This window comes from Bordetella tumbae (genome assembly GCF_054780995.1).
Map to the genome: position 1 here is coordinate 350,899 of NZ_BAAGVG010000003.1, position 21,344 is coordinate 372,242.

The 21,344-nt window shown below is 58.8% G+C and carries 18 protein-coding genes; 10 read left to right on the forward strand and 8 right to left on the reverse strand.

Annotated elements, in window-relative coordinates; translation table 11 throughout:
* Window positions 1-16 precede the first annotated feature (16 nt).
* The 5 genes from ACYVI2_RS03115 to ACYVI2_RS03135 form a co-directional block, all read right to left on the reverse strand.
* The gene (locus ACYVI2_RS03115; RefSeq protein WP_415819052.1) at window positions 17-484 is read right to left on the reverse strand and encodes a tripartite tricarboxylate transporter TctB family protein; all 468 of its coding nucleotides are present in this window, start codon (window positions 482-484) and stop codon (window positions 17-19) included.
* A gap of 17 nt (window positions 485-501) precedes the next feature.
* Entirely contained in the window at window positions 502-1,461 is a 960-nt protein-coding gene (locus ACYVI2_RS03120) for a Bug family tripartite tricarboxylate transporter substrate binding protein (RefSeq protein WP_415819051.1), read from the reverse strand.
* A gap of 149 nt (window positions 1,462-1,610) precedes the next feature.
* Window positions 1,611-2,777 (reverse strand): mandelate racemase/muconate lactonizing enzyme family protein, encoded by a 1,167-nt coding sequence (locus tag ACYVI2_RS03125; protein WP_415819050.1) that lies wholly within the window; start codon window positions 2,775-2,777, stop codon window positions 1,611-1,613.
* Between the two features lie 51 nt (window positions 2,778-2,828).
* Window positions 2,829-3,611, reverse strand: coding sequence for an enoyl-CoA hydratase (locus ACYVI2_RS03130; RefSeq protein ID WP_415819049.1), 783 nt, complete (start codon window positions 3,609-3,611; stop codon window positions 2,829-2,831).
* The gene (locus tag ACYVI2_RS03135; RefSeq protein WP_415819048.1) at window positions 3,601-4,794 is read right to left on the reverse strand and encodes a CaiB/BaiF CoA transferase family protein; all 1,194 of its coding nucleotides are present in this window, start codon (window positions 4,792-4,794) and stop codon (window positions 3,601-3,603) included. Before ACYVI2_RS03135 ends, ACYVI2_RS03130 begins: the two co-directional genes overlap by 11 nt.
* A gap of 277 nt (window positions 4,795-5,071) precedes the next feature.
* On the opposite strand from ACYVI2_RS03135, the gene ACYVI2_RS03140 reads away from it, so the two are divergent.
* The 4 genes from ACYVI2_RS03140 to ACYVI2_RS03155 all read left to right on the forward strand — a co-directional run bounded on the left by ACYVI2_RS03140 (window position 5,072) and on the right by ACYVI2_RS03155 (window position 9,513).
* The gene (locus tag ACYVI2_RS03140; protein WP_415819047.1) at window positions 5,072-5,731 is read left to right on the forward strand and encodes a GntR family transcriptional regulator; all 660 of its coding nucleotides are present in this window, start codon (window positions 5,072-5,074) and stop codon (window positions 5,729-5,731) included.
* Between the two features lie 38 nt (window positions 5,732-5,769).
* Complete coding sequence (locus ACYVI2_RS03145) at window positions 5,770-6,492, forward strand: ribonuclease activity regulator RraA (RefSeq protein ID WP_415819046.1); 723 nt, start codon at window positions 5,770-5,772, stop codon at window positions 6,490-6,492.
* Between the two features lie 296 nt (window positions 6,493-6,788).
* Window positions 6,789-7,643 carry a hypothetical protein gene (locus ACYVI2_RS03150; RefSeq protein ID WP_415819045.1) on the forward strand — a complete coding sequence of 285 codons (855 nt, stop codon included), beginning with the start codon at window positions 6,789-6,791 and terminating at the stop codon, window positions 7,641-7,643.
* 394 nt (window positions 7,644-8,037) lie between these two features.
* Window positions 8,038-9,513 (forward strand): ankyrin repeat domain-containing protein, encoded by a 1,476-nt coding sequence (locus ACYVI2_RS03155; RefSeq protein WP_415819044.1) that lies wholly within the window; start codon window positions 8,038-8,040, stop codon window positions 9,511-9,513.
* 114 nt (window positions 9,514-9,627) lie between these two features.
* Here the strand turns inward: ACYVI2_RS03155 and ACYVI2_RS03160 are convergent, their stop codons facing one another.
* On the reverse strand, window positions 9,628-9,975 hold the full coding sequence (locus ACYVI2_RS03160; protein ID WP_415819043.1) for a hypothetical protein: 348 nt from the start codon (window positions 9,973-9,975) through the stop codon (window positions 9,628-9,630).
* A 230-nt stretch (window positions 9,976-10,205) separates the two neighbouring features.
* On the opposite strand from ACYVI2_RS03160, the gene ACYVI2_RS03165 reads away from it, so the two are divergent.
* The 5 genes from ACYVI2_RS03165 to ACYVI2_RS03185 all read left to right on the forward strand — a co-directional run bounded on the left by ACYVI2_RS03165 (window position 10,206) and on the right by ACYVI2_RS03185 (window position 14,906).
* Window positions 10,206-10,838 carry a GntR family transcriptional regulator gene (locus tag ACYVI2_RS03165; RefSeq protein WP_415819042.1) on the forward strand — a complete coding sequence of 211 codons (633 nt, stop codon included), beginning with the start codon at window positions 10,206-10,208 and terminating at the stop codon, window positions 10,836-10,838.
* Between the two features lie 103 nt (window positions 10,839-10,941).
* Entirely contained in the window at window positions 10,942-11,916 is a 975-nt protein-coding gene (locus ACYVI2_RS03170) for a tripartite tricarboxylate transporter substrate binding protein (protein ID WP_415819041.1), read from the forward strand.
* Between the two features lie 23 nt (window positions 11,917-11,939).
* Entirely contained in the window at window positions 11,940-12,953 is a 1,014-nt protein-coding gene (locus ACYVI2_RS03175; RefSeq protein WP_415819040.1) for a Bug family tripartite tricarboxylate transporter substrate binding protein, read from the forward strand.
* A 25-nt stretch (window positions 12,954-12,978) separates the two neighbouring features.
* On the forward strand, window positions 12,979-14,040 hold the full coding sequence (locus ACYVI2_RS03180) for an isocitrate/isopropylmalate dehydrogenase family protein (protein WP_415819039.1): 1,062 nt from the start codon (window positions 12,979-12,981) through the stop codon (window positions 14,038-14,040).
* Window positions 14,041-14,042: 2 nt separating this feature from the next.
* A complete protein-coding gene (locus ACYVI2_RS03185; RefSeq protein ID WP_415819038.1) occupies window positions 14,043-14,906 on the forward strand; it encodes an amidohydrolase family protein in 864 nt (287 codons plus the stop codon).
* A gap of 93 nt (window positions 14,907-14,999) precedes the next feature.
* Here ACYVI2_RS03185 and ACYVI2_RS03190 read toward each other — a convergent pair whose 3' ends face one another.
* A complete protein-coding gene (locus ACYVI2_RS03190; protein WP_415819037.1) occupies window positions 15,000-16,346 on the reverse strand; it encodes a tryptophan--tRNA ligase in 1,347 nt (448 codons plus the stop codon).
* Window positions 16,347-16,568: 222 nt separating this feature from the next.
* On the reverse strand, window positions 16,569-18,965 hold the full coding sequence (tex, locus tag ACYVI2_RS03195) for an RNA-binding transcriptional accessory protein Tex (protein WP_415819036.1): 2,397 nt from the start codon (window positions 18,963-18,965) through the stop codon (window positions 16,569-16,571).
* A gap of 139 nt (window positions 18,966-19,104) precedes the next feature.
* Here tex and ACYVI2_RS03200 point away from each other — a divergent pair, with 139 nt between their 5' ends.
* Window positions 19,105-21,294: an ATP-dependent DNA helicase gene (locus tag ACYVI2_RS03200; protein ID WP_415819035.1), complete on the forward strand. Its 2,190-nt coding sequence runs from the start codon at window positions 19,105-19,107 to the stop codon at window positions 21,292-21,294.
* The last annotated feature ends 50 nt before the right edge of the window (window positions 21,295-21,344 follow it).

Below are 21,344 nucleotides of genomic sequence, written 5' to 3' on the forward strand. Positions count from 1 at the left end.
TTTAATGTGTGTACAGTCAGATTCCCAACAACCCTTTGGGCAAAGGCACGCCAAGATACACGCCGAAGGCCAGTTCGCCGGCGACCGGAAACAGCACTGCCGTTGCGACGATCTTTGCGGTAAAAACCCGGTCCCAGTGCGGGCGGATGATCCAGCCTATCGCGAACACGAGTGCCGCGCACGCCAGCATCATGCCCAATGGCTCTGCCAGAAAAACAAAGGCCACCAGGGCACCCGTGAGGGCCACCGGTTTGATCAGGCTGGACAATGCGATTTCCTGAGCCAGTTTTTCCTTGCCTGCTACGCTGCGCACGAAATTCACCATGCTCAGTCCTGCGATGGCTAATCCCACCCATAGCGGAAAAAATCCTGCGCCAGGATTGCCATCGGTCATGTAGCCATACGAGGGTGCAAAATAAGCGATGCTCAGGCCCAACAGAAACAAGAACATCGCAAAAACACGATCCAGTGTCTCGATTTTCATTATTGGCGTTCCGGTAGTTATTTGATGATGTCCAGTTCCTTCATGATGGCGACATAGCGCTGGTTGGTTTGCTGGATCAGCGCCGCAGTCTGTTCCGCGTCTTCATAGCGCGGCTCGTCCTTGTAGCGATCCAGATAGCGCTCTTTCCATTCTTTGCTCTCTGCGACTTTACGCAGCACGTTTTCCCAGTACGCGACGACCTCCGGTTCGACGCCCTTGGGCATCACGACGCTGCGCAGCATGGTGTGTTCGATGTCGTAGCCTTGTTCCTTGAACGTCGGGACATCAGGCATCGAGGACAACCGCTGACCTGCACTCACGGCCAGGGCGCGCATCGTGCCGGCCTCGATCTGAGGCATGACTTCGCTGGGATTGCCAAACATGAAATCAATATGCTTGCCCAACACGCCCGTGGTGATTTCCCCTTCGCCATCGAAAGGCACCACGTCTACTTTGACTTTCATCTGCTTGCTCACCATGTCAGCCAACAGCCGTGCGTCCGAGACCACGCCTACCGTACCCGTAGTCAGCCGTTTGGACTGAGCCATGTCTTTCAGGGATTGATAAGGCGAGTCGCTCTTTACCACCAGCACATACGGTGACATCGAAATCGCTGCAATAGGCGTGAAGTCCTCTTGTTTGAACGGCGCACGGCCCAAGAGCGGCGTCGTGAAAAAACTCACGCTGACCGTTGCCATCGTGTATGGATCGCCCTTGCGGCGCGACGCTTCCTTGTACCCGCGCGCACCGCTGCTGCCGGGCAGATTCTCATACATGAAATCCACCGGTACGAGCTTGAGGTCCTTGATGACCGAGCCGATCGTGCGAGCCAGCACATCGCTGCCCCCGCCCGCACCAAACGGAATGATCATGCGTATGTTCTTTTCTGGATACTCCGCATGAGCCGAGACAGGTGCAGAGAGTAGTGCGAGCACTGCGCAGGCCGACGCCATGCGAGCGGCGATAGAGATACTCATTTGTCTTCCTCCAGGATGTATCCGGTGCCATGGACCGGATTTCGTTTTGCTGCCGAGTCTGCCTTACGGTAAAAGTGCTCGTGGGCGAGTAGTCAGCCGCAGGCGTGATGTGAGGCCTTTTTTTGCAGAACTGCGAAAACTGGGGTGCTCTATGTCGCGGTGATGGCCTCACGCAGCAAGTATCCGTGGCTATCGCGCCCTTCGAGTCGGCTTTGAGATGGGTCCGTGATACGGGCTGCCTCCAACGCGTCGTAATTCGGCGTAAATCCCAGTCCAGGCTTGCCTGACAAGGTCATGCGGCCGTTCACAGGGTCTGGCGTGCCGTAAAAGAAATGCTTGCCCGTTTGCCACATCCCGTAATGGAATTCGACCGGTCCGCCATTCATCAGGCCGCATAGCAAATGCATATTGAAAATCGGCCAGCCGCCTCCATTGGCCATGGGCAGGTTGTAGGCCTGGGCCAGGTGCGCCACCTTCAGCGATTCGGTATAGCCGCCGTTATAGAGCACATTGGGTTGCAACACATCCACCGCATGATGCGAGACCAGTTCGCGATAACGCCAACGATGACCTTCCATTTGTCCGGCGGCAATCGGTATGGAAGTATTGGCCCGCAGGTCTGCCAGCGCGCGAGCATCATTCTGCTGGATGGGTTCCTCGAACCACATCAGTTCGCAATCCTCGATCGCGCGGCACAACAAGCGCGCCTCATAGGGGTTGAACCAGCAATTAGCGTCTATCATCAGCGCCGCGTCCGAGCCGATGGCCTCGCGCGCGGCGTGCACGCGCCGAACATCGTCGCGCCAAGTGCGTGACGGTTCTCCACCGACCACCATCTTCAGCATCGTGTGCCCATCGTCGATGAACTTGCGCGCGTAGTCAGCGAGTTGCCGTTCATCAAAAAACGGATAGCCAAAGGTCGCATAAGTCGGCGCCCAATTCCGAAAGCCGCCCAACAACTCGTGCACAGAGCGCGACTCTCGCTTGCCTCGCAGATCCCACAGCGCAACGTCGATAGCCGACAACGCATTGGAGATCACGCCGGTATACGCGCGGCTGTTCAGCTGTTTCCACACGTGCGCATGAATCGCTTCGGTGTGCAATACGTCGCGTCCTTTCAGGGCCGGTGCCAGATGATTTTCTATGCAGGCGATGACGGCCCAGGGCAGGATTGAACCCGTGATGCCAAAGCCGCTTTGACCCTCGTCGGTCGTGACTTCGACAAAGACAAACATGCGGCTCTCGATCGATTTGCCGATATCGGGCAGGTCGATCTCATGCCGATGCAGCGTGGCGGTGATTTTTTCTATCTTCACTTTCTGTCTCCTATTTCCTGTTGCAGGGCGTCGGGGTAGGCTGGGTGAAGATCAGCGGCCAGCGAATACGGGTGGCCGTTTTTCCTGAAATGCCGCTTGGCCTTCTTTGTAGTCCTGGCTGGCAAAGCACGTGCGCAATGCTTGTTGGCAGGCATCGTCGCCGTACTTGCCCGGTTCGACGGCTTCGTCGATGGCCATTTTGCTGGCGCGCAGACTCAGCGGCGCCAGGCTCGCCATCCTGGTGACGAGTTCCAGTGTTTCGGCCTCGTCGCGCACATCGTTGACCAGGCCTACCTTCAACGCCTGGGCTGCATCGTACCGGCGCGCCGTGAACATGATTTCCTTTGCGACGGCAGGTCCCACGAGCGATGACAGCCGTTTAAGCCAAGCAGGGTAGTAGCCCACCCCCAGCTTTGCTGCGGGGATGCTGAAGCTCGCATCAGGCGTCGCAAAACGCAGATCGCAATGCAACGACAGCCCGACGCCACCTCCAAAACATAATCCGCGTATCAGCGCTACGGAGGGCTTGCCTAGGCGGACCAAGCGATCTGCAGCGACCACCACCGTGTCGTTCCATAGCTTTACGCCGGCTTCGGTGCTGCGGCGTTCGCCGAATTGCGAGATATCGGAGCCGGACGAAAAGGCTTTTTCGCCTGCGCCGCGCAACACCAATACGCGTACATCGGGATCGGCGTCCGCCTGTTCAATCAACCCGGGCAACGCCGCCCACATGTCGAACGTCATCGCGTTATGCCGCGTGGGATGATCAATGGACAATGTGGCTACGCCGCCATCTTTTTGATAACGCAGCATGGGAGTGTGCTCAGATGACATGCTGATTCCTTAGCGTCTGGAGTTCGGACTGGTCGATGCCCAGCCCTTGCAGCACTTCGGTATTGTGTTCGCCCGGCATCGGCGCCACCGTCCGTAACGTGGGTTGGTGCCGACTGCTCTTGATCGGCTGACCGACCAATTGAATATCACCCAACTGGGGATGCCGTACCGGCCACGCGATACCCAGATGCTGTACTTGCGGGTCGGCAAAGGCCTGATCCACCGTGTTGACGGCGCCGCAGGCCAGGCCTGCAGCATTGAGTTTTTCGATCCAGTATTCACGAGGCTGCTGCACAAATATCGCGTTGATTTCCTGATTGAGTGCTTCGCGATGGATGGATCGATCCCGATTGGTGCGGTATTGCGGGTTGTCCAGCCACTGCGGCTTGTCCAGCGCCTTGCACAGGCGTTCCCACATCAGTTGACCTGGCACCTGCAACGTCATCGGGCCATTCTGGGCAGTGAACAAGCCCGTCGGGATGATCGTGGGGTGATTGTTGCCCGCCTGGACGGGAACCTCACCTGCCACGAGCCAGCGGGCCGCCTGCAGGTCGAGGATCGCCAGTTGGGCTTCCAACAGTGATGTCTGCACCCATTGACCCACACCCGTGCGCTCACGATCGAGCAGGGCGATCAAAATGCCGATCGAGCAATACAGGCCGGCAGTAGTGTCGGCGATGGCAATACCTGCACGCACAGGCCCGGACTCAGGCAGACCCGTGACAGACATCAAGCCGCCCATGCCTTGCACGATTTGGTCGTAGCCGGGGCGCTTGGCATAGGGGCCATCCTGGCCAAAGCCGGAGATGCTGGCGTAGACCAGACGTGGGTTGATCTGCCGGAGTGTCTCGTAATCAATCCCCAGTCGATGTTTGACGTCGGGCCGGTAGTTCTCGACGATGACGTCGGCGTTTTTCACCAGTTTTTCGAGCACGGCTCGCCCCTCGGCGCTCTTGAGATTGAGCGTGAGGCTTTTCTTATTGCGTTGCAGGTTCTGGTAATCGGGGCCTAGCCTCATTCCCCCCATCTCCGTCTCGGTGGCAGGGTTGACGGGCTCTTCGATCTTGATGACCTCGGCCCCCCAGTCTGCCAATTGGCGTACGGCCGTCGGGCCGGCTCGTACCCGGGTCAGATCAATGACCCGGTAGGGCGACAAGGGCAGCGAGTGTTGCGTGTCAGACATGGGCGAGTGCTCCTCTCATGACGTGGCGGACCCATCCTTTACCGCGAGGCGATGGGCCAGGCGAGAGCCGAGCCCCAAGGGCGCGGCCGGTTTTTGCTCTTGTTTTGTGAAGTCATGGTATGAAGTCACTCAAAAAGTGTCAACAATTTTATTTAAATCGAATACGATTGTTTGAAATTTGTCTTCGATGTGGGGCGGACTGACAGGCGCGCAGGTACAATTTGCCGTCATAATCGCCTTGTCGCAGCGACACTTTCCTGCTCACTTTTCCGTGCCTATGACTGAACCATCCGAACAAAAGCTACCGTTGCTCGCGGCGACCGCGGCCGAGGAAATCAAGCGTCTGATCTATTCGGGCGACATTGCGCCAGGGTCACGGCTGAACGAGGCCGCGCTGGCACAGCGGATGGGGTTCAGCAGGGGGCCGATCCGTGAGGCTATACGCATCCTGGCCGGCAGCGGCCTGGTCACTGCGGTGCCGCATCGAGGCATGTTCGTACGCCAGATGTCGATGCGGGACATGCTCGAGAGCTATGACCTGCGTGCGTTGATCTTTGGTTATGCGGCGCGGCGCACGACAGAGTATCTGTCGCCCGAGCGCACTGCCGCACTGGAGGATCTGTTGACCCAGATGGAGGCTGCTGCCGAAATCTCCGATGGCGGCAGCTATTACGAGCTGAATCTGAAATTCCACGACTTGATCCTGGAATACAGCAACAACCGCCATGCCGCGCGTGCATACACGGAATATGTCAACGAGCTGCATCTGTTTCGCCGTAAATTTTTCAACTACACCGCCAAAATGAATCGTTCCAATGCAGAGCACCGCGGCATTGTCGACGCCATCAAGGCGGGTGACGTGGTTCGCGCTGGCGAGCTGGCCGAACAACACGTACTGGCAGGCAAGCAACGTCTGTTGGCCGATCTGGCCGATTGATTTCCCGTTTGTTCTCTTATTCATTTCAGGAGCCTCCTATGTCTGTAGATGCATTGCCTATTGAACCGAAGATCAAACAAGCCCTGGAAGGCGTCACGACCGCGACGCTGACCACCGTTCTGCTCAAGAAGGGCCTGCGCAATGTCTGGCTGCGCGGCGCGTTTCCGCTGGCTCCTTTTGCCAAACGCATCGTCGGCCGCGCGTTTACCTTGCGCTTTGTACCTGCTCGCGAGGATCTCGCCACGCCTGCATCATGGTCCTCTCCTATATCCACGCGTGCGGCAATCGAGGCTATGCCAGAGGGCGCGATTGCCGTCGTGGATGCAATGGGCGTCAATGATGCGGGGATTTTTGGCGATATTCTCTGCGCGCGGATGAAAAAGCGTGGAGTGAGTGCATTGGTGTCAGACGGTGTCGTGCGTGATCTCGAAGGGGTATTGGGAACAGGGTTGCCTGTGTGGGCAAATGGCGGCGCAGCGCCTCCATCCGTTGCTGGCCTGACCTTTGTCGGTTGGCAAGAGCCCGTGGGTTGCGGCGGCGTGGCGGTCTTTCCGAACGATTACATCGTGCTCGATCGCGACGGCGCCGTGTTGATTCCCGCAGATCTGATCAATGATGTGGTCGAGGCCTCTGTCGAGCAGGAGCGCCTGGAGGGCTGGATCATGTCCGAGGTCGAAGCAGGCACGCCGTTGCCGGGTTTGTATCCACCTAACGAGCAGAATGTGGCGCGCTATAAGGCGTGGCGCGCAGAGCAGGGCTGATCCGTCGTTGTATCTTTTTTTGCCCCTGAGCAATCTTGCTCAGGGGCGCAATACTGGTTGTCTCCAGGAAATGACCGGTCGCATTGGGTGCCTCTTTCCTCAAGGCGTTGGCGTCGTATTTCGTGATCGCATGCTTCCCTCGTATGGAATGCAGGAGCACGCGAATTTCAGACTGATAGACGTGTTCAGAACTGGCTAGGGTACGAATAATAAGACTCGACCACAGCCCACACCAGTTCGATAGATCTTCTGTGGTGTTCTGTCCTGTTCGTTATTTCTCCTAATGAGCCTTCCGCATGACACAAGCACACAGTCTGGCTTTCAATTCATCATCCGCAATGCACGTAGTCGATGTCCTGTCTTTGTCGAAAAATCCCTCTGATGATGTCCATCAAGTCATGGATGATTCAACCACCGGAGATGTGCCATTGGTACGGCAGCCGTGCCAGAACGAAAAAACGGTAGCCAGGGATCTGTTAACGCGTTTCGCCATGCAGGGTGATGTGACGGGAGTCAAAGCGTTAATTGATACTCGGGAATTCGATCCAGTGTTGCTGTTGATTGACATTGCTGGCAAGGAAGAGGAAGCGCATCCGGAAAAGGTAAGTGCTATGAAAACAATCCTGGCTGCTGCGAATATTGATGTTGCCGAACCCATGCTTGGGAATTTATTGTTGCTCTGGGGGAGAACGGACATGGAGAGCCTTAGGGCTGTAGTCGGAATGGTTGCCGCTCGCACATTACTGAAGATGGCTGCCAAACGCGAGATGTTGCCAATGCAGATATTGATCGCATTGGGGGCCAATGCCACTGCTGCGCTGAAGGCGGATGCTCCATTAGAATCAAAGGCCCTCATTGCCTATTCGGCGATAAAAGTCCTCGTACTTGCGCCCAAAAATCTATCCGCTTCAGACAGAATAACGTTACTCAGAGAATTGTTGGCGCGTGACGACGCGGTCGTGCACGGGGCCAAACGACTTCTTCAGGATGAACTGAAAGGCGGGAATTTCAACGCAGTCGAGATCCTGAGTGCTGCCGGTGTGTGCGCTGACGAGTCTCTCCCCGCGCGGTATGGGCCAAGCGAGCTTGCCCATCTCGGTGACTCGAACGGTCTCGACCACTCGGGCAAGCACGCCAGGCAGTACGTATAGCCGGGACAGAGATCGTTTTTCCCGTGGCCTGATTGGATGTCAAAAAATTTTAGACGGAATACATTCGGTTCTGCCGTTACCTTGAGGGCGTATTGGGAACCGGGTTGCCTGTATGGGCAAACGGCGGCGCAGCGCCTGGAGGGCTGGATCATGTCCGAGGTCAAGGCGGGCACGCCGTTGCCGGGTTTGTATCCACCTAACGAGCAGAATGTGGCGCGCTACAAGGCGTGCGCGCAGAGCAGGGCTGATTTATCGCCGATTCCCATTTTCACCCTTGCTCAGGAAGTATCAATACGGGGAGGACTCGAACTTAGGTCACTAAGATCGCATCAGCAGCGCTGGATGGAACGCACCTGGCGCTGTAGTTACTTATTGCATTCTTGGAGGCTTCATCATGGAAACACTACAGAGTTCTATCTCCCAAACGGCACCTTCCATGCCGTCGATCGACACGCCGCCTGCGCCGGAAATGATTACGGATGGCGCTTTTCACGCCGCGGAAACGGGCGATATCGACGCGCTTGTGCATCTGCTTGATGAATATCAGTTCGACTTGACCACTATTGACGAGCGTGAGGGACAGACGGTACTCCATCAGGCAATCGCTGGCGGTCATGATGCAATGGTAAAGATGCTGTTGGGCCGGGCGGGTAATGATCCGCAGATTCTTGACGCCAAGGATCGCGATGGATATACCCCATTAATGCGCGCGACGGAAAAGGGCAATGTCGCGTTGATGCAAGCATTGATCGATGTGGGCGCTCGCACAGACGACAGCGTGGCTCTCGGTTCTCTGGCAAAAAAAGGAGGGAACTATGAGTCGCCGGCCAAGCAGGCCACGATCACGGCGCTGATGCTGATCGAAGCGCGAGGCGATATATCCGAAGCCTTCGCTCTCGCCATGGAGCACAGATCGAGATATGCCGCAAAATTATTTTTTGACGCCGGGGCAAGTACGCTACCCGCCATGCAGCGCCTGCCCTTCCGGGACGTAATTCATCAACTTGTTCTGCGCGAGCACATCCGTGCCGATGATGTCTTTGTCGTTCTAGACCAAGCCGAGCGCGCGGGCAAGAACGACGTGTTAAAGAGACTTGCGCAGCACGACATGGTATGCCTCATGTTGGATGACATGCAAAGCCGGTCTGATGACGAGAAGATAAAGACGCTAAAGCGCCTGATGGCTGTGCCGGGTGCGGAACCCGAGCGTTGGCTAGGAGGTGGCGCCATTCTGTACAAAAAAGGTGTCACCCCAAATGAACAAGAATGGGCGGCGCTGTTTAAATCCCCGAGATTTGAGCGCGTGCGATTGCTGATTGCAGTCGGGCTGGATAGTCGAGAGTTACTTGTGCATCACTGTGTGTGGGAGGGAGGCGAGAAACTACTACAAAAACTGATCGAGTGGGGCGGTGACGTTGTCGGCGCGTTGCAGATTCTGCGCCAGCGTAGCGCTCGGTGTTTTGCTAGCTGGCCTGCAGCCAACCTTCTAGCCTATGTTGAGTTAAAAAATATACTCCAGGCGGACGGTATATCCGAAGAGGAGAAGCGATCAGCCCTAAAAGCCGTGGTTCTCGAGGGGGCAGAGCCGGCAGCGTCTGCTCTGCTACGGGATATGGCGAAAACCAGTAAATCACTCGACGAGGTGAAGCTTCTCTTGTCTGTTGGCGCGTCGCCTACCGAGGCGTTAATGGATCTAGGACGATTCAATTATCGAGCAACAGTGCAACAGTTCATCCGTCTGGGCATCGACTTTTTTCCGGCGATGCACGCGCTGCTTGATAACGGAGAACAAGAGGCAGCAAACGTGTTGGCATTGGCGGCGGCCTTGGAGCATGCGCCTCCAGGACCAGGAAATCCGGCAAAATCGTAACGCTGTGCTTGAGGGAGCGGCCTCGGCACTTCGGGAAAGCCCGTTAGGTAGGCAACTGATCCATTTTTTTGGGCTTCACGATAGATCAGTTGCTATAGAGCACGAAGAGCCGCTTTACCAGCGGACTTCCAAGGTATGCGCATGGGCATCGTCCCACCCCTCTGCGAATCCATATAGCCCCGCTGCGGTGAGGACGGCGGCTTGGCGAAGCCTTGCAGAGATCGCCCCAGCGTCCATACAGCGTAAGACGGAATCGCTGGCGAGCGGTACGATCAAGCTGTCTTTCGTTGATGTCGCTGCGTCTCCAAAATCAAACTGCCCACCCAGCGTTTGACCCATTGCGTAGCCTGCCGCATGAGCCGCCATACTCAAGAACAGTGTTCTCTGTAGCTCTACATCGCCAGAGTCCGGCGTGATGCCGCCATATACATTCGAAAGATCATATAAAGAAAGTTTGCGCATGATTGCCTCCAAAATTCGCAACATAGGGAAAGTGGAAATCTGAGCATCTGAGGATGTTGAGAAACCACGCACCTTATCTGAAAGGTGGCTACTCAGCATAGCTGTAACAGGCGGATGAGGGAGGGCGGCCGCTCACAGTGCTGTCAAAAATAAGACGCGGCATCGTTGTCTCTATTTGCGCTTCTATTTTTTGTATGCAAAAATATATTTAAGAATATATAGAGATGCTCATGCCTATTCCGCAAACCAGTTCGCAGGCGTTCGCCGCCTATAACGAGATCAAGCAGCGCATTTTCATGGGCGAATTTACGCCCGGCATGCGGTTGCGCGAGATCGAGGTTGCGGCCTTACTGGACATGGGGCGTACGCCAGTGCGCGAGGCGCTCAAGCGCATTCAGGACGAAGGACTGCTGCGCCATGAGCCCGGACGAGGCATGGTCGTAGCCACGATGGATCAGCAAGAGGTGGGCGAGCTCTATGCCATGCGCGAAGTGCTGGAGTCGGCCGCTGCCGCAATGGCGGCACAGCATGCCACGGATGCCGAGATCGCCAATATGCAGGCGATTCTGGACGAGGGCGATGCGGATCCGGTGGCGTTGAATCTGCGTTTTCATGACGCTATCTACAGCGCCGCGCATAACCGGCATTTGATCCGGTCGTTGCGCTCTTTGACCGATACCACCTATCTGCTGGGACGCAGTACGTTGAGCTCCAAAGCGCGTGCCAAGGTCGCGATGAAAGAGCACAACGATATTGTGGAAGCCATCCGCAGCCGCGACCCTGAGCGTGCCGCAGCCGCTGCGCGGCATCACATTCACCAGGCATTGCTGGAGCGCCTCAAATTGCTGCGGCAGCGCGGCTGACGTAGTCGCATATCAAATCATTTCGGCGGGACCAGAACAAAAGAGCTTGTGTCATTTCACCAAAAGAATCCAGTCCATTCAGGCAATCAGGAGACATCGCCTTATGCGTTACTTAAAGCACATCCGTCGATATGCAGCTTTAGCGGTTGCATGCGTCATGCCCGCCTTGGCCGGCGCGCAGGGTTTTCCTACTAAACCCATCAAGCTGGTGGTGCCGTTTGCCGCAGGTGGCGGTACGGATAGCATTGCGCGCGATATGGCCCGCACCTTGAGTGAGCGCCTGGGGCAGCCTGTCGTGGTAGAGAACCACGGCGGCGGCGGAGGCTCTATTGGGGCCAATAACGTGGCTCATGCCAACCCCGATGGATACACCTTGCTGTTCGCGACGTCGACGTTCGTCACCAACGCCGCGGCTGAGGTTTCCAGCACCTATGACGTGGAGAAATCTTTCGCGCCGGTGGCGCTGATCGGTCGTGGCCCCTTGCTGGTGGTGGCTAACAAAGACCTGGGCGTAAAGTCGATCGCGGATTTGCGCAAGCTGGCCACTGAGCGTCCCGACGAAATCAATTTCTGCTCCGCCGGTGCGGGCAGTATCAATCATTTGTCCGGCGAACTATTCAAGCAAAAAGCCAATGTGCAGATGATGCATGTGCCATACAAGGGCAGCGGCCCCGCAACGGTGGACCTGCTGGCCGGCCGGGTGCAGGTGTTCTTTGCGACGGTACCGACGATTTTGGGGCAGGTTAAAGAAGGGCGGGTGCAGCTCTTGGCTGTGACCGGGGAGAAGCGCTCTCCCTTGTTCCCCGATGCGCCGACTATGGCGGAAGCGGGGGTATCTGACTTCAATATTTCGACGTGGTGGGGCATTCTGGCGCCTGCTGGCACTCCGGCATCGATCGTTCAGCAATTGAATACCGCGGTAAATGAAGCCGCGGCTGCAGACCTGGTGCGTCAACGATTGACGAACGAGGGTGCAGACTTGTTTGCGGGTACACCCGGTGATTTTGGCAAGGCGCTGTCTGCAGAACTGGCATTGTGGCGCGGTGTGGTGAAGCAATCCGGCATGCGCCTGGATTGATGTATCGGTGCAGGAGATTCCCTATGTCTAATAATTCCTCGCTACAGCAGCCGGCTCGCCGCCGCCTGCTGGCTAGCGCGGGCGCTGCCGCTGCCTGGATGGCCATCGGCGGGCGTACTGCATTTGCCCAGGCGGACTATCCCTCGCAGCCTGTGACGGTGATCGTTCCCTATGCGCCGGGGGGCCAAGGCGATGTGTTTGCGCGTCTGATCGGCGAAAAACTCAGCAAGTCATTGAAGCAGACCGTGGTGGTGGAAAACCGGCCCGGCGCCTCCGGCGCGATCGGCGCCCGCATGGTTGCACGCGATGATCCCGATGGATATCGCTTGCTGCTGGGACAGACGGGTGAAATGGCAGTGAACCCGTTTGCCATGCGAAACCTGGGTTATGACCCGCAAAAGGATTTTGTGCCCGTCGCGCTGGTGGGCGACTCTCCTTTAGTGCTCGTTGTGCCAGCGGACTCACCGTACAAATCGCTGGCGTCATTGATTGACGCTGCATTGGCGAAACCGGATAGTGTGACGTATGCCTCGTCCGGTACGGCAACACCAGGCCATCTGGCAGCGGCGGCATTGGCGTTGGGGACCAAGAGTACGATGGTGCATGTGCCTTATAAAGGGGCGGGCCAGGCGATGACGGATTTGTTGGGGCAGCACGTCGATTTCTTCTTTTCCAGCGCCGCGGCAGCGATGCCGCATATTTCTGCTGGCAAGCTGAAGGCTTTGGCGGTGTCCACACCCAAGCGTATCGCCGCGTTACCGGATGTCCCTGCGGTAGCCGAAAACACGGTGGCCGGATTCGAGTTCAGTTTATGGGGCGGATATTTTGCGCCCGCTGCGACGCCGTCCCCGATTGTGCAAAGGTTGAATAAAGACATTAACGCTGCGCTGTCCGATGCGTCCATACGTGAACGTTTCGAGGAAGACGGCGTCGTTATTCGGCCGAATACGGCAGATGAGTTCGCGGCGTTTGTTCGTCGCGAAATGCAAAAATATCAACGCCTGGTCGCGCAAACCGGCGTATCTATCGAACCTTAACGTCATTTATTTTCGAGGTGTTCTCATGAAGATCGTTGTATTGCCGGGCGACGGTATTGGCGCTGAAACGATGGCGGTTGCAGTAGATGCGCTAGAGGCTGTGTCGCAACGTTTCGATCTAGGCTTGCAGTTGGATCACGACGTGGCGGGCCACGACAGTCTCAAGCGTCATGGTGCGACGGTGACGCCCGCGTTGTTGGAAAAAGTCCTGGCTGCCGATGGACTGATGCTGGGTCCTATGGCTACGTACGATTTCAAGGATGAATCCAAAGGCGAAATCAATCCTTCGAAATTCTTTCGGAAAAATCTGGACCTGTACGCCAACATTCGTCCAGCCCGCACCTATGCGGGTATGCCTGCACGATTAGGCGAATTTGATCTGGTTGTCGTGCGTGAGAACACCGAAGGGTTTTACGCGGATCGCAATATCGAATCGGGTGGCAGCGAGATGCTGATTACGCCGGATGTGGTCGTGTCATTGCGTCGTATCACGCGTCAATGTTGCGAACGTATCGCGCGCTCTGCGTTTGAGTTGGCGATGACGCGCAAGAAACATGTGACGATCGTGCACAAGGCAAATGTGTTGAAAATCGGTGATGGCATGTTCATCGATACGTGCCACGAGGTGGGCAAGGAGTTTCCCGAGGTGCGCGTGGATGATGTCATTGTCGACGCAATGATGGCGCATGTGGTCCGCGCACCGGATCGCTATGACGTGATTGTCACGACCAATATGTTCGGCGATATCTTGTCGGACCTGACTGCGGAGCTTTCTGGCAGTCTGGGATTGGGGGGCTCGCTGAACGCTGGACGTGATCATGCCATGGGGCAAGCTGCACACGGTTCGGCTCCTGATATCGCAGGCAAGGATCTGGCTAACCCCGCATCGCAACTGTTATCGGCTGCCATGCTGTTGACCTGGTACGGCCAGCGCAAAGGAGGACAAAAATTCCTCGACGCCGGTAAAGCAATCGAAGCTGCGCTCGCTACGAGCATTGCGTCGGGCCAGTGCACGGCCGATGTCGGTGGCAAGCTCGGTACGCGTGCTGCCGGCAAGGCCGTGGTCGATCAGTTGCGGGCGGCATGATCATGGCCACGCCAGCACTGCCGCCGGGAGCTTGCGATTGCCACGTTCATATCGTGGGCGATCCAGTCCGTTATCCCATGGTGGCGGATCGCCACTACACGCCAGGGGCCGCTTCGGTGACGGACCTGAAGCAACACATGAGCTCATTGGGTGCCACCCGTGCAGTGATCGTGCAGCCTAGCGTGTATGGCACGGACAATACTTGCATGCTCGATGGTTTGCGCGATCTGGATGGAGCAGGGCGTGGTGTGGCGGTGTTGGATGACGGCGCTTCTGATGTGTTGCTGCATGATTTGCATTCATCGGGTGTGCGCGGATTGCGGCTGAACCTGGAAAGCACAGGTAGCCGCGATACGCAGCGCATGCGTGATGATCTGCAGGTGTGGGCGCAACGGTTGGCGCCGCTGGGTTGGCACGTGCAGGTGTATGCCTCGTTGGACGTCATCGCAGAGGTGATCCCCATTCTGCAGACCTTACCTGTGCCTGTGGTGTTGGATCACTTTGCTGGCGTGCCGGCAGGTACTGCGTTGACAGACTCGCGGGTGCAATCGGTGTTGGGTTTGGTTGCCTCAGGCGCGGCCTATGTCAAGCTGTCCGCGCCATATCGCATCGATGCATCGGGTGCTGCCGTTGAGGCTGTGGCACGATTGGCGGCGGCATTCATCGAGGCCAATCCTGATCGGATGCTATGGGCCAGCGATTGGCCACACACCAATCGCGAGCCGGGCAAGTCACCGCACGAGGTCAGCGCCTATCGGGAGATAGGCCGCGAACGATTGGCGCAGGGAATCAGCACCTGGTTGTCTGACGAGGCGCTGCGTACGCGTGTGCTGGTTGAGAACTCGGTGCGCTTGTACGGGTTTTAAGCAGTCTTTGTGCCAGAGCAGCCTCTTGAATCCCGCACGTTGGTGCGGGATTCAAGATCATCCTTGTTCGGGAAAGGCTTCGTTCGCGTTTTGTCAGCCTTGCGCAGCCAAGGCTAGACGCACTTGAGCCAACAACGCATCGCGCTGCGCTTCATCAGCAACGGCGGGTCCTTGAGCGATGGCCGAGCCATCCAGCACTGCCGTGTAAGTCAGCCCATCTACCTGCAGAATGTCCTGGTCGCTGCCGGCCTGCAGGCGTTGTACCAGGGCGCCCGCTTCTTTGGGATTATCAAAGCTGCGTGATAGCAAGAGCTCTTGGCCATCTGCGCCGAGCAACCGGAAACGGAACGTGCCATCGTCATCGCGGAAACTGACAAAGCGCGCTGCTTTGCTGGATTTCTTGGTGGCGGTTTTGTTTGTTGCCGGGATGGCGGTATGGCGGCGCAGACCGACGGCCTCGCGCAATTGCGCCATGAACGGCGTGGCCAGTTTGCGGGCCTTTTCGCCGCCCGCTTGCAGAATGTCCTCGATACGCTCGGGATGCGCCATCAGGGCCTGATAGCGTTCGCGCATGGGGGCAATATCGCGCTCCAGGCGCTCGTAGAGGGCTTGTTTGGCGTCGCCCCAGCCCATGCCGGCCTCGAGCTCCGCGCGAAAGGCTGCGGACTCATCCTCGGTTGCAAAGGCGCGGTACAGCGTATACAGATGCGAACCCTCGGCATCCTTGGGCTCGCCCGGTTGGCGCGAGTCCGTCACGATACGCATGACGGCAGCGCGCAGCGCGGCCGGGTCACCCTCGAACAGCGGGATGGTGTTGTTGTAGCTCTTGGACATCTTGCGCCCGTCCAGACCCGGGAGGGTGGCGACGGATTCTTCGATGACGACTTCCGGCAGGACGAAATACTCGCCGTTGTAGAGATGGTTAAAGCGTTGGGCGATGTCGCGCGCCATTTCCAGGTGCTGGATCTGGTCGCGCCCCACCGGGACCTTGTTCGCGTTGAACATCAGGATGTCCGCGGCCATCAGCACCGGGTAGGAAAACAAGCCCATGGTGATCCCGTCATCGGGTTCGACACCCTTGGCGGTATTTTGATCGACCGAGGCTTTGTAGGCATGCGCGCGGTTCATCAGGCCCTTGGCCGTGACACACGTCAGGATCCAGCACAGTTCGGGAATCTCGGGGATATCCGATTGGCGATAAAACGTTACGCGTTCGGGGTCCAGGCCACCGGCGAGCCACGTGGCGGCGATTTCCAACCGGGACCGCGCTACGCGGGCGGGATCGTCACACTTGATCAGCGCGTGATAGTCCGCCATGAAGTAGAACGCGTCGGTACCCGGCTGGGTGCTGGCGTTGATGGCCGGGCGGATAGCGCCAGCCCAGTTGCCGAGGTGAGGAGTGCCAGAGGTGGTGATGCCGGTTAGAACGCGGGTACTCATGAGTCGAGGCGGAAAGCATGATTGGACAATCGTCCAGTGTAACGCGTTGGCGCGGTAATTCGGCAGAGGCTTGGTCAGAAGGGGCCGGATGATGGCCTGTCCTGGGCGCCAGAACGTAAACACCCCAAAGGTTGAACGCAATGTCAACGTTTGGGGTGCGGTTCAGGGGCTGGAGGGCCGGCCCCCGAGGGCTCGGTGAGACGAGCGCTGGGCTGACGTGCCTTAGCGTTTGAGCTTGGCGAAGGCATCCGCCATGGCACTGTTGCGCGGCTCGTTGTTACGGCCAGCATCGCCCTGGGGACGGCGTCCGCCGCCTGCGCCGCGTGCAGCGCCACCACCATTGCCACCATTGCGCGGCACATCGCTACCACTGCGGCGTGCGGGCTGGGCCGTGTCATTCAAGCGCATGGTCAAGGCGACACGCTTGCGGGCGGCATCGACTTCCAGCACTTTGACACTGACGGTTTGGCCCACGCGCACCACATCGCGTGGGTCCTTGACGAATTTCTCTGCCAGGGCCGAGATGTGAACCAGACCGTCCTGATGCACGCCGATATCGACGAATGCGCCAAAGTTGGCCACGTTGGTGACGACGCCCTCCAGCACCATGCCGGGGTACAAGTCGTTCAGCGTTTCCACGCCTTCTTTGAACTGGGCGGTCTTGAACTCGGGACGCGGATCGCGGCCGGGTTTTTCCAGCTCGGAGAAAATGTCGCGCACGGTAGGCAGGCCGAAACGATCGTCCGTAAAGTCCGCAGGCGATACGCCTTTCAGTGCCTCGCGTTGCCCGATGATCTGTTGCACGTCGGCCTTGATCTTGGCCACGATGCGTTCGACGACGGGGTAGGCTTCCGGGTGCACTGCCGAGGCGTCCAATGGGTTGGCGCCATTCGGGATACGCAAAAAGCCGGCAGCTTGTTCGAAGGCTTTTTCGCCAAAGCGCGGGACCTTGCGTAATTGGTCGCGAGTGGGAAATGCACCGTTTTCATCGCGCCAGGCAACGATGTTTTTGGCCAGCAGGGAATTTAGCCCCGACACGCGCGCCAATAGGGCGGCCGAGGCGGTGTTCACATCCACTCCCACTGCGTTCACGCAGTCCTCGACCACCGCGTCGAGCGAGCGCGCCAGTTCGCGTTGGTTGACGTCGTGCTGATATTGGCCGACGCCGATGGCCTTGGGATCGATCTTGACCAGTTCGGCCAGCGGGTCTTGCAGGCGGCGGGCGATGGAGACGGCACCGCGCAGCGTGACGTCTAAATCGGGGAATTCCAGAGCGGCGGTTTCCGAGGCGGAATACACCGATGCACCGGCTTCGGAGACGACCACGCGAGTCAGTTTCAGATCGGGGAACTGGCTCATCATGTCGCCCACCAGTTTTTCGCTTTCGCGCGAGGCGGTGCCGTTGCCGATGGCGATCAACTCGACTTGATGGCGGGCTGCCAGGGCTGCCAGTGTGGCGATCGTGCCTTCGCGGTCACGGCGCGGCTCGAACGGATACACGGTGGCGGTATCGACGACCTTGCCGGTGCGGTCGATGACGGCGACCTTGCAGCCGGTACGGATGCCGGGATCCAGGCCCAGCACGGCCTTGGGGCCGGCCGGCGCGGCCAACAGCAGATCTTTCAGGTTGGCGGCGAATACGCGGATCGCCTCGGCTTCGCCTTCTTCGCGCAGACGGCCGAACAGTTCGCTTTCAAACGTGGTCAACAGTTTGACGCGCCAGGTCCAGCGGCAGACTTCGCCCAGCCAGCGCGCGCGTGGCGAGGCATCCAGGGCGAACAGGCCATTGCCGAGCTTGAGGAAGTTGGCCACGCGTGCCACGCACGGATGCGGCGTCTGCGCTTCCAGTTCCGCCTCCAGTCCCAGGCGCAGTTCCAGCACGCCTTGTTGGCGGCCGCGCATCAGCGCGAGGATACGGTGCGAGGGCAGGGTGCGTACCGGTTCGTTGAAATCGAACCAGTCGCGGAAATTTGCGCCTTCGGTTTCTTTGCCTTCGGCGACCTTGGCGTACAACAGGCCGGTGGACCACAGGTGCTCGCGCATGTCGGCCAGCAGGTCGGCATTTTCGGCGTAGCGCTCGGCCAGGATGTCGCGCGCACCGTCCAAGGCTGCCTTGGCGTCGTTGATCGAGGCCTCGGGATTCAGGTATTGCGCCGCCAACTCGGCCGGGTCGCACGCGGGGTCGGCCAGAATGCCGTCGGCCAAGGGCTCCAGGCCGGCTTCGCGAGCGATCTGGGCACGGGTGCGGCGCTTGGGTTTGTACGGCGCGTACAAGTCTTCCAGACGCTGTTTGGTATCTGCGGTGGCAATTTCCTGTTGCAATTCAGGCGTAAGTTTGCCCTGTTGCGTGATGGATTCCAGGATGGTGCCGCGCCGCTCTTCGAGCTCGCGCAGATAGCCCAATCGGACTTCTAGGTTACGCAATACCGTGTCGTCCAGGCCGCCGGTCGCTTCTTTGCGGTAGCGTGCGATGAAGGGCACGGTGGCGCCGTCGTCCAGCAACTCGACGGCGGCGGCGATTTGGGAGGGGCGGCTGCCCAGCTCGGTGGCAAGCTGGGCAAGGATACGGGCTTGGTCGACGCTGGGCGCAGTGCTCGTGGTGGCGGAAGTGTCAGGCATCTCGATACGGCTGCAAAGGGAAATCAAGGGCCGGATTTTGCCACAAGGCGGCGACAAGGCGCATGTCGAGGGTTATTTTGAGCACGGTGCCCTGGGGGCTCGGGGTATCATTGAGCGCCCCTAATCGTTGATGTGATTGATGCTAGATCTGGATATTTCCGAGTTTTTTGCCGCTGACGGTCCGTTGAGCAAGGCCTTGCCTGGCTATAGCCCCCGTCCGGCCCAGATCGAGCTGGCGCAAGCAATTGGCCAGGCCATTACCGATCGCGCAACGCTGGTGGCCGAGGCCGGGACCGGCATTGGCAAGACCTGGGCCTATCTTGTGCCCGCCATGGTGGCCGGGGGGAAAGTCGTTATTTCGACGGGAACCCGCACGCTGCAGGATCAGCTGTTTGCCCGCGATTTGCCGCGGGTGCGCGCGGCCTTGGCTGCGCCCGTGACGGCGGCTCTGCTCAAGGGGCGGGGGAACTATGTCTGTCACTATCATCTGGATCGCCTGCAAGGCGACGAGCGCGCCCTGAAATCACGTACCGAGATTTCGCAGTTGCGCCAGATCCAGGTCTTCGCAGGCATCTCTAAAACCGGCGATCGCACCGATCTGGGAAAAATCCCCGAGGATGCCGATATCTGGAACCGGGTGACGTCTACGCGCGAAAACTGCCTCGGTCAGGAATGCCCGCGCATTCGGGACTGCTTTGTGCTGAAGGCGCGGCGTCAGGCCCAGGAGGCTGACATCGTCGTCGTCAATCACGCTTTGTTCATGGCCGATCTGGTACTGCGCGAAGAAGGCGTGACCGACTTGTTGCCCGAGGCGGACACGGTGATCTTTGACGAGGCACATCAGTTGCCCGACACGGCGACCCGATTCTTGGGCAGCAGTGTGTCGACCCATCAGTTGCTCGATTTCGGCCGCGCTCTGGAGGTCGCAGGCCTGGCCTATGCTCGTGAAGCCGCGAAATGGGCCGATGTCAGCCGGCATGTGGAAACCGCAGCTCGCGAACTGCGCCTGGTCTGTGCGCCATTGGACCAATTGCCGGGGCGCAAGGCGACCTTTGAAGCCATGCCGGACGCAGAGCAATTCGATGCCGCGCTGGCGGCCTTGCGCCACGCGGTCGAGGCTGCCACGAGGGCATTGGCGGGCGTCGCGGAAAAGCACCCCGATCTGGCCGCTGCGGCCCGCAGCGGCGCAGACATCGCATTGCGTCTGGCAAAGTGGGCGACACCTGCCAGGGATGGTTCCAACGCAGGCGCTGTCGTTCAGGGCGACGATGCAACGGCCAACAGTGGATCAACACTGGCTGACGAAGGCTGGGGGCAGGATCTGCAAGCCCTCGCGTCGGCTCAGCCTGCGGACGATGACGAGCCGGCTCGGGCGGATGATGATTCGTCGGGCCAATCCTCTGATGATGGCCTTTCTACCGCTCGCGCCCTGCTGCAAGGTGCTGCGGCGGCGCGGTTGTTCAGCGGCCCGGCCGTGCGCTGGGTCGAGCATGGGCAGCATCATGTCCGGCTGCATTCTGCACCGTTGTCGGTGGCCCAGGCGTTCTCAAAATTTCGCAAACCTGGCCAGGCCTGGATCCTGACCTCGGCGACTTTGTCGGTGCAGGCGGACTTTGGCCACTACACTCGTCAATTAGGACTAAATGACGCCCGAACAGGGCGTTGGGAGTCCCCTTTCGACTACACCAACCAGGGATTACTGTTTGTTCCGCGCGACATGCCCGAGCCGCAATCGCCGCGTTTTGCCGAGCGTTTTGTTCAGACGCTGATGCCGCTACTCGAGGCCAGTCCAGGCGGGACGCTGGTGTTGTGCACGACCTTGCGCGCCGTCGATCGGGTGGCCGCGCTGTTGGCCGAGACGTTCGAGGATCAGGGGTACGACTGGCCGTTGCTGAAACAGGGCGACGCGACCCGGCGCGATCTGTTGGATCGTTTTTGCAAGCTCGAGCATCCGGTGCTGGTCGGCAGCGCGACATTCTGGGAAGGTATCGACTTGCCTGGCGATGTGCTGACCCTGGTCGCGATCGACAAGCTCCCATTCGCGCCGCCGGACGACCCGGTGATCGAGGCCCGGCTGCGTGCGTGTCGAGAGCGCGGCGGCAATCCCTTTGCGGAATATCAATTGCCCGAGGCGGCAATTTCCCTGAAACAGGGGGCTGGCCGTCTGATTCGGACGGAAAGTGACTGGGGGGTGCTGATGGTCGGGGATGCCCGCCTGGTCGAAAAACCCTATGGCAAGCGTTTGTGGCGGGGCTTGCCGCCATTTTCCCGCACGCGCGATATGAACGAGGTCCTGGCGTTTTACGCCCGCCGCGAGCAGGGCGATTAGTGAGTGTTCCCGGGCGGCCACATTGTGGTCCGCCTGTAGATAAATGAAAT

Bases quoted from the DNA above. Each gene is read 5' to 3' on its own strand.
- ACYVI2_RS03115 (WP_415819052.1), bottom strand. From the start codon at position 484: ATGAAAATCGAGACACTGGATCGTGTTTTTGCGATGTTCTTGTTTCTG.
- ACYVI2_RS03120 (WP_415819051.1), bottom strand. From the start codon at position 1,461: ATGAGTATCTCTATCGCCGCTCGCATGGCGTCGGCCTGCGCAGTGCTC.
- ACYVI2_RS03130 (WP_415819049.1), bottom strand. From the start codon at position 3,611: ATGTCATCTGAGCACACTCCCATGCTGCGTTATCAAAAAGATGGCGGC.
- ACYVI2_RS03135 (WP_415819048.1), bottom strand. From the start codon at position 4,794: ATGTCTGACACGCAACACTCGCTGCCCTTGTCGCCCTACCGGGTCATT.
- ACYVI2_RS03140 (WP_415819047.1), top strand. From the start codon at position 5,072: ATGACTGAACCATCCGAACAAAAGCTACCGTTGCTCGCGGCGACCGCG.
- ACYVI2_RS03145 (WP_415819046.1), top strand. From the start codon at position 5,770: ATGTCTGTAGATGCATTGCCTATTGAACCGAAGATCAAACAAGCCCTG.
- ACYVI2_RS03150 (WP_415819045.1), top strand. From the start codon at position 6,789: ATGACACAAGCACACAGTCTGGCTTTCAATTCATCATCCGCAATGCAC.
- ACYVI2_RS03155 (WP_415819044.1), top strand. From the start codon at position 8,038: ATGGAAACACTACAGAGTTCTATCTCCCAAACGGCACCTTCCATGCCG.
- ACYVI2_RS03160 (WP_415819043.1), bottom strand. From the start codon at position 9,975: ATGCGCAAACTTTCTTTATATGATCTTTCGAATGTATATGGCGGCATC.
- ACYVI2_RS03165 (WP_415819042.1), top strand. From the start codon at position 10,206: ATGCCTATTCCGCAAACCAGTTCGCAGGCGTTCGCCGCCTATAACGAG.
- ACYVI2_RS03170 (WP_415819041.1), top strand. From the start codon at position 10,942: ATGCGTTACTTAAAGCACATCCGTCGATATGCAGCTTTAGCGGTTGCA.
- ACYVI2_RS03175 (WP_415819040.1), top strand. From the start codon at position 11,940: ATGTCTAATAATTCCTCGCTACAGCAGCCGGCTCGCCGCCGCCTGCTG.
- ACYVI2_RS03180 (WP_415819039.1), top strand. From the start codon at position 12,979: ATGAAGATCGTTGTATTGCCGGGCGACGGTATTGGCGCTGAAACGATG.
- ACYVI2_RS03185 (WP_415819038.1), top strand. From the start codon at position 14,043: ATGGCCACGCCAGCACTGCCGCCGGGAGCTTGCGATTGCCACGTTCAT.
- ACYVI2_RS03190 (WP_415819037.1), bottom strand. From the start codon at position 16,346: ATGAGTACCCGCGTTCTAACCGGCATCACCACCTCTGGCACTCCTCAC.
- tex (WP_415819036.1), bottom strand. From the start codon at position 18,965: ATGCCTGACACTTCCGCCACCACGAGCACTGCGCCCAGCGTCGACCAA.
- ACYVI2_RS03200 (WP_415819035.1), top strand. From the start codon at position 19,105: ATGCTAGATCTGGATATTTCCGAGTTTTTTGCCGCTGACGGTCCGTTG.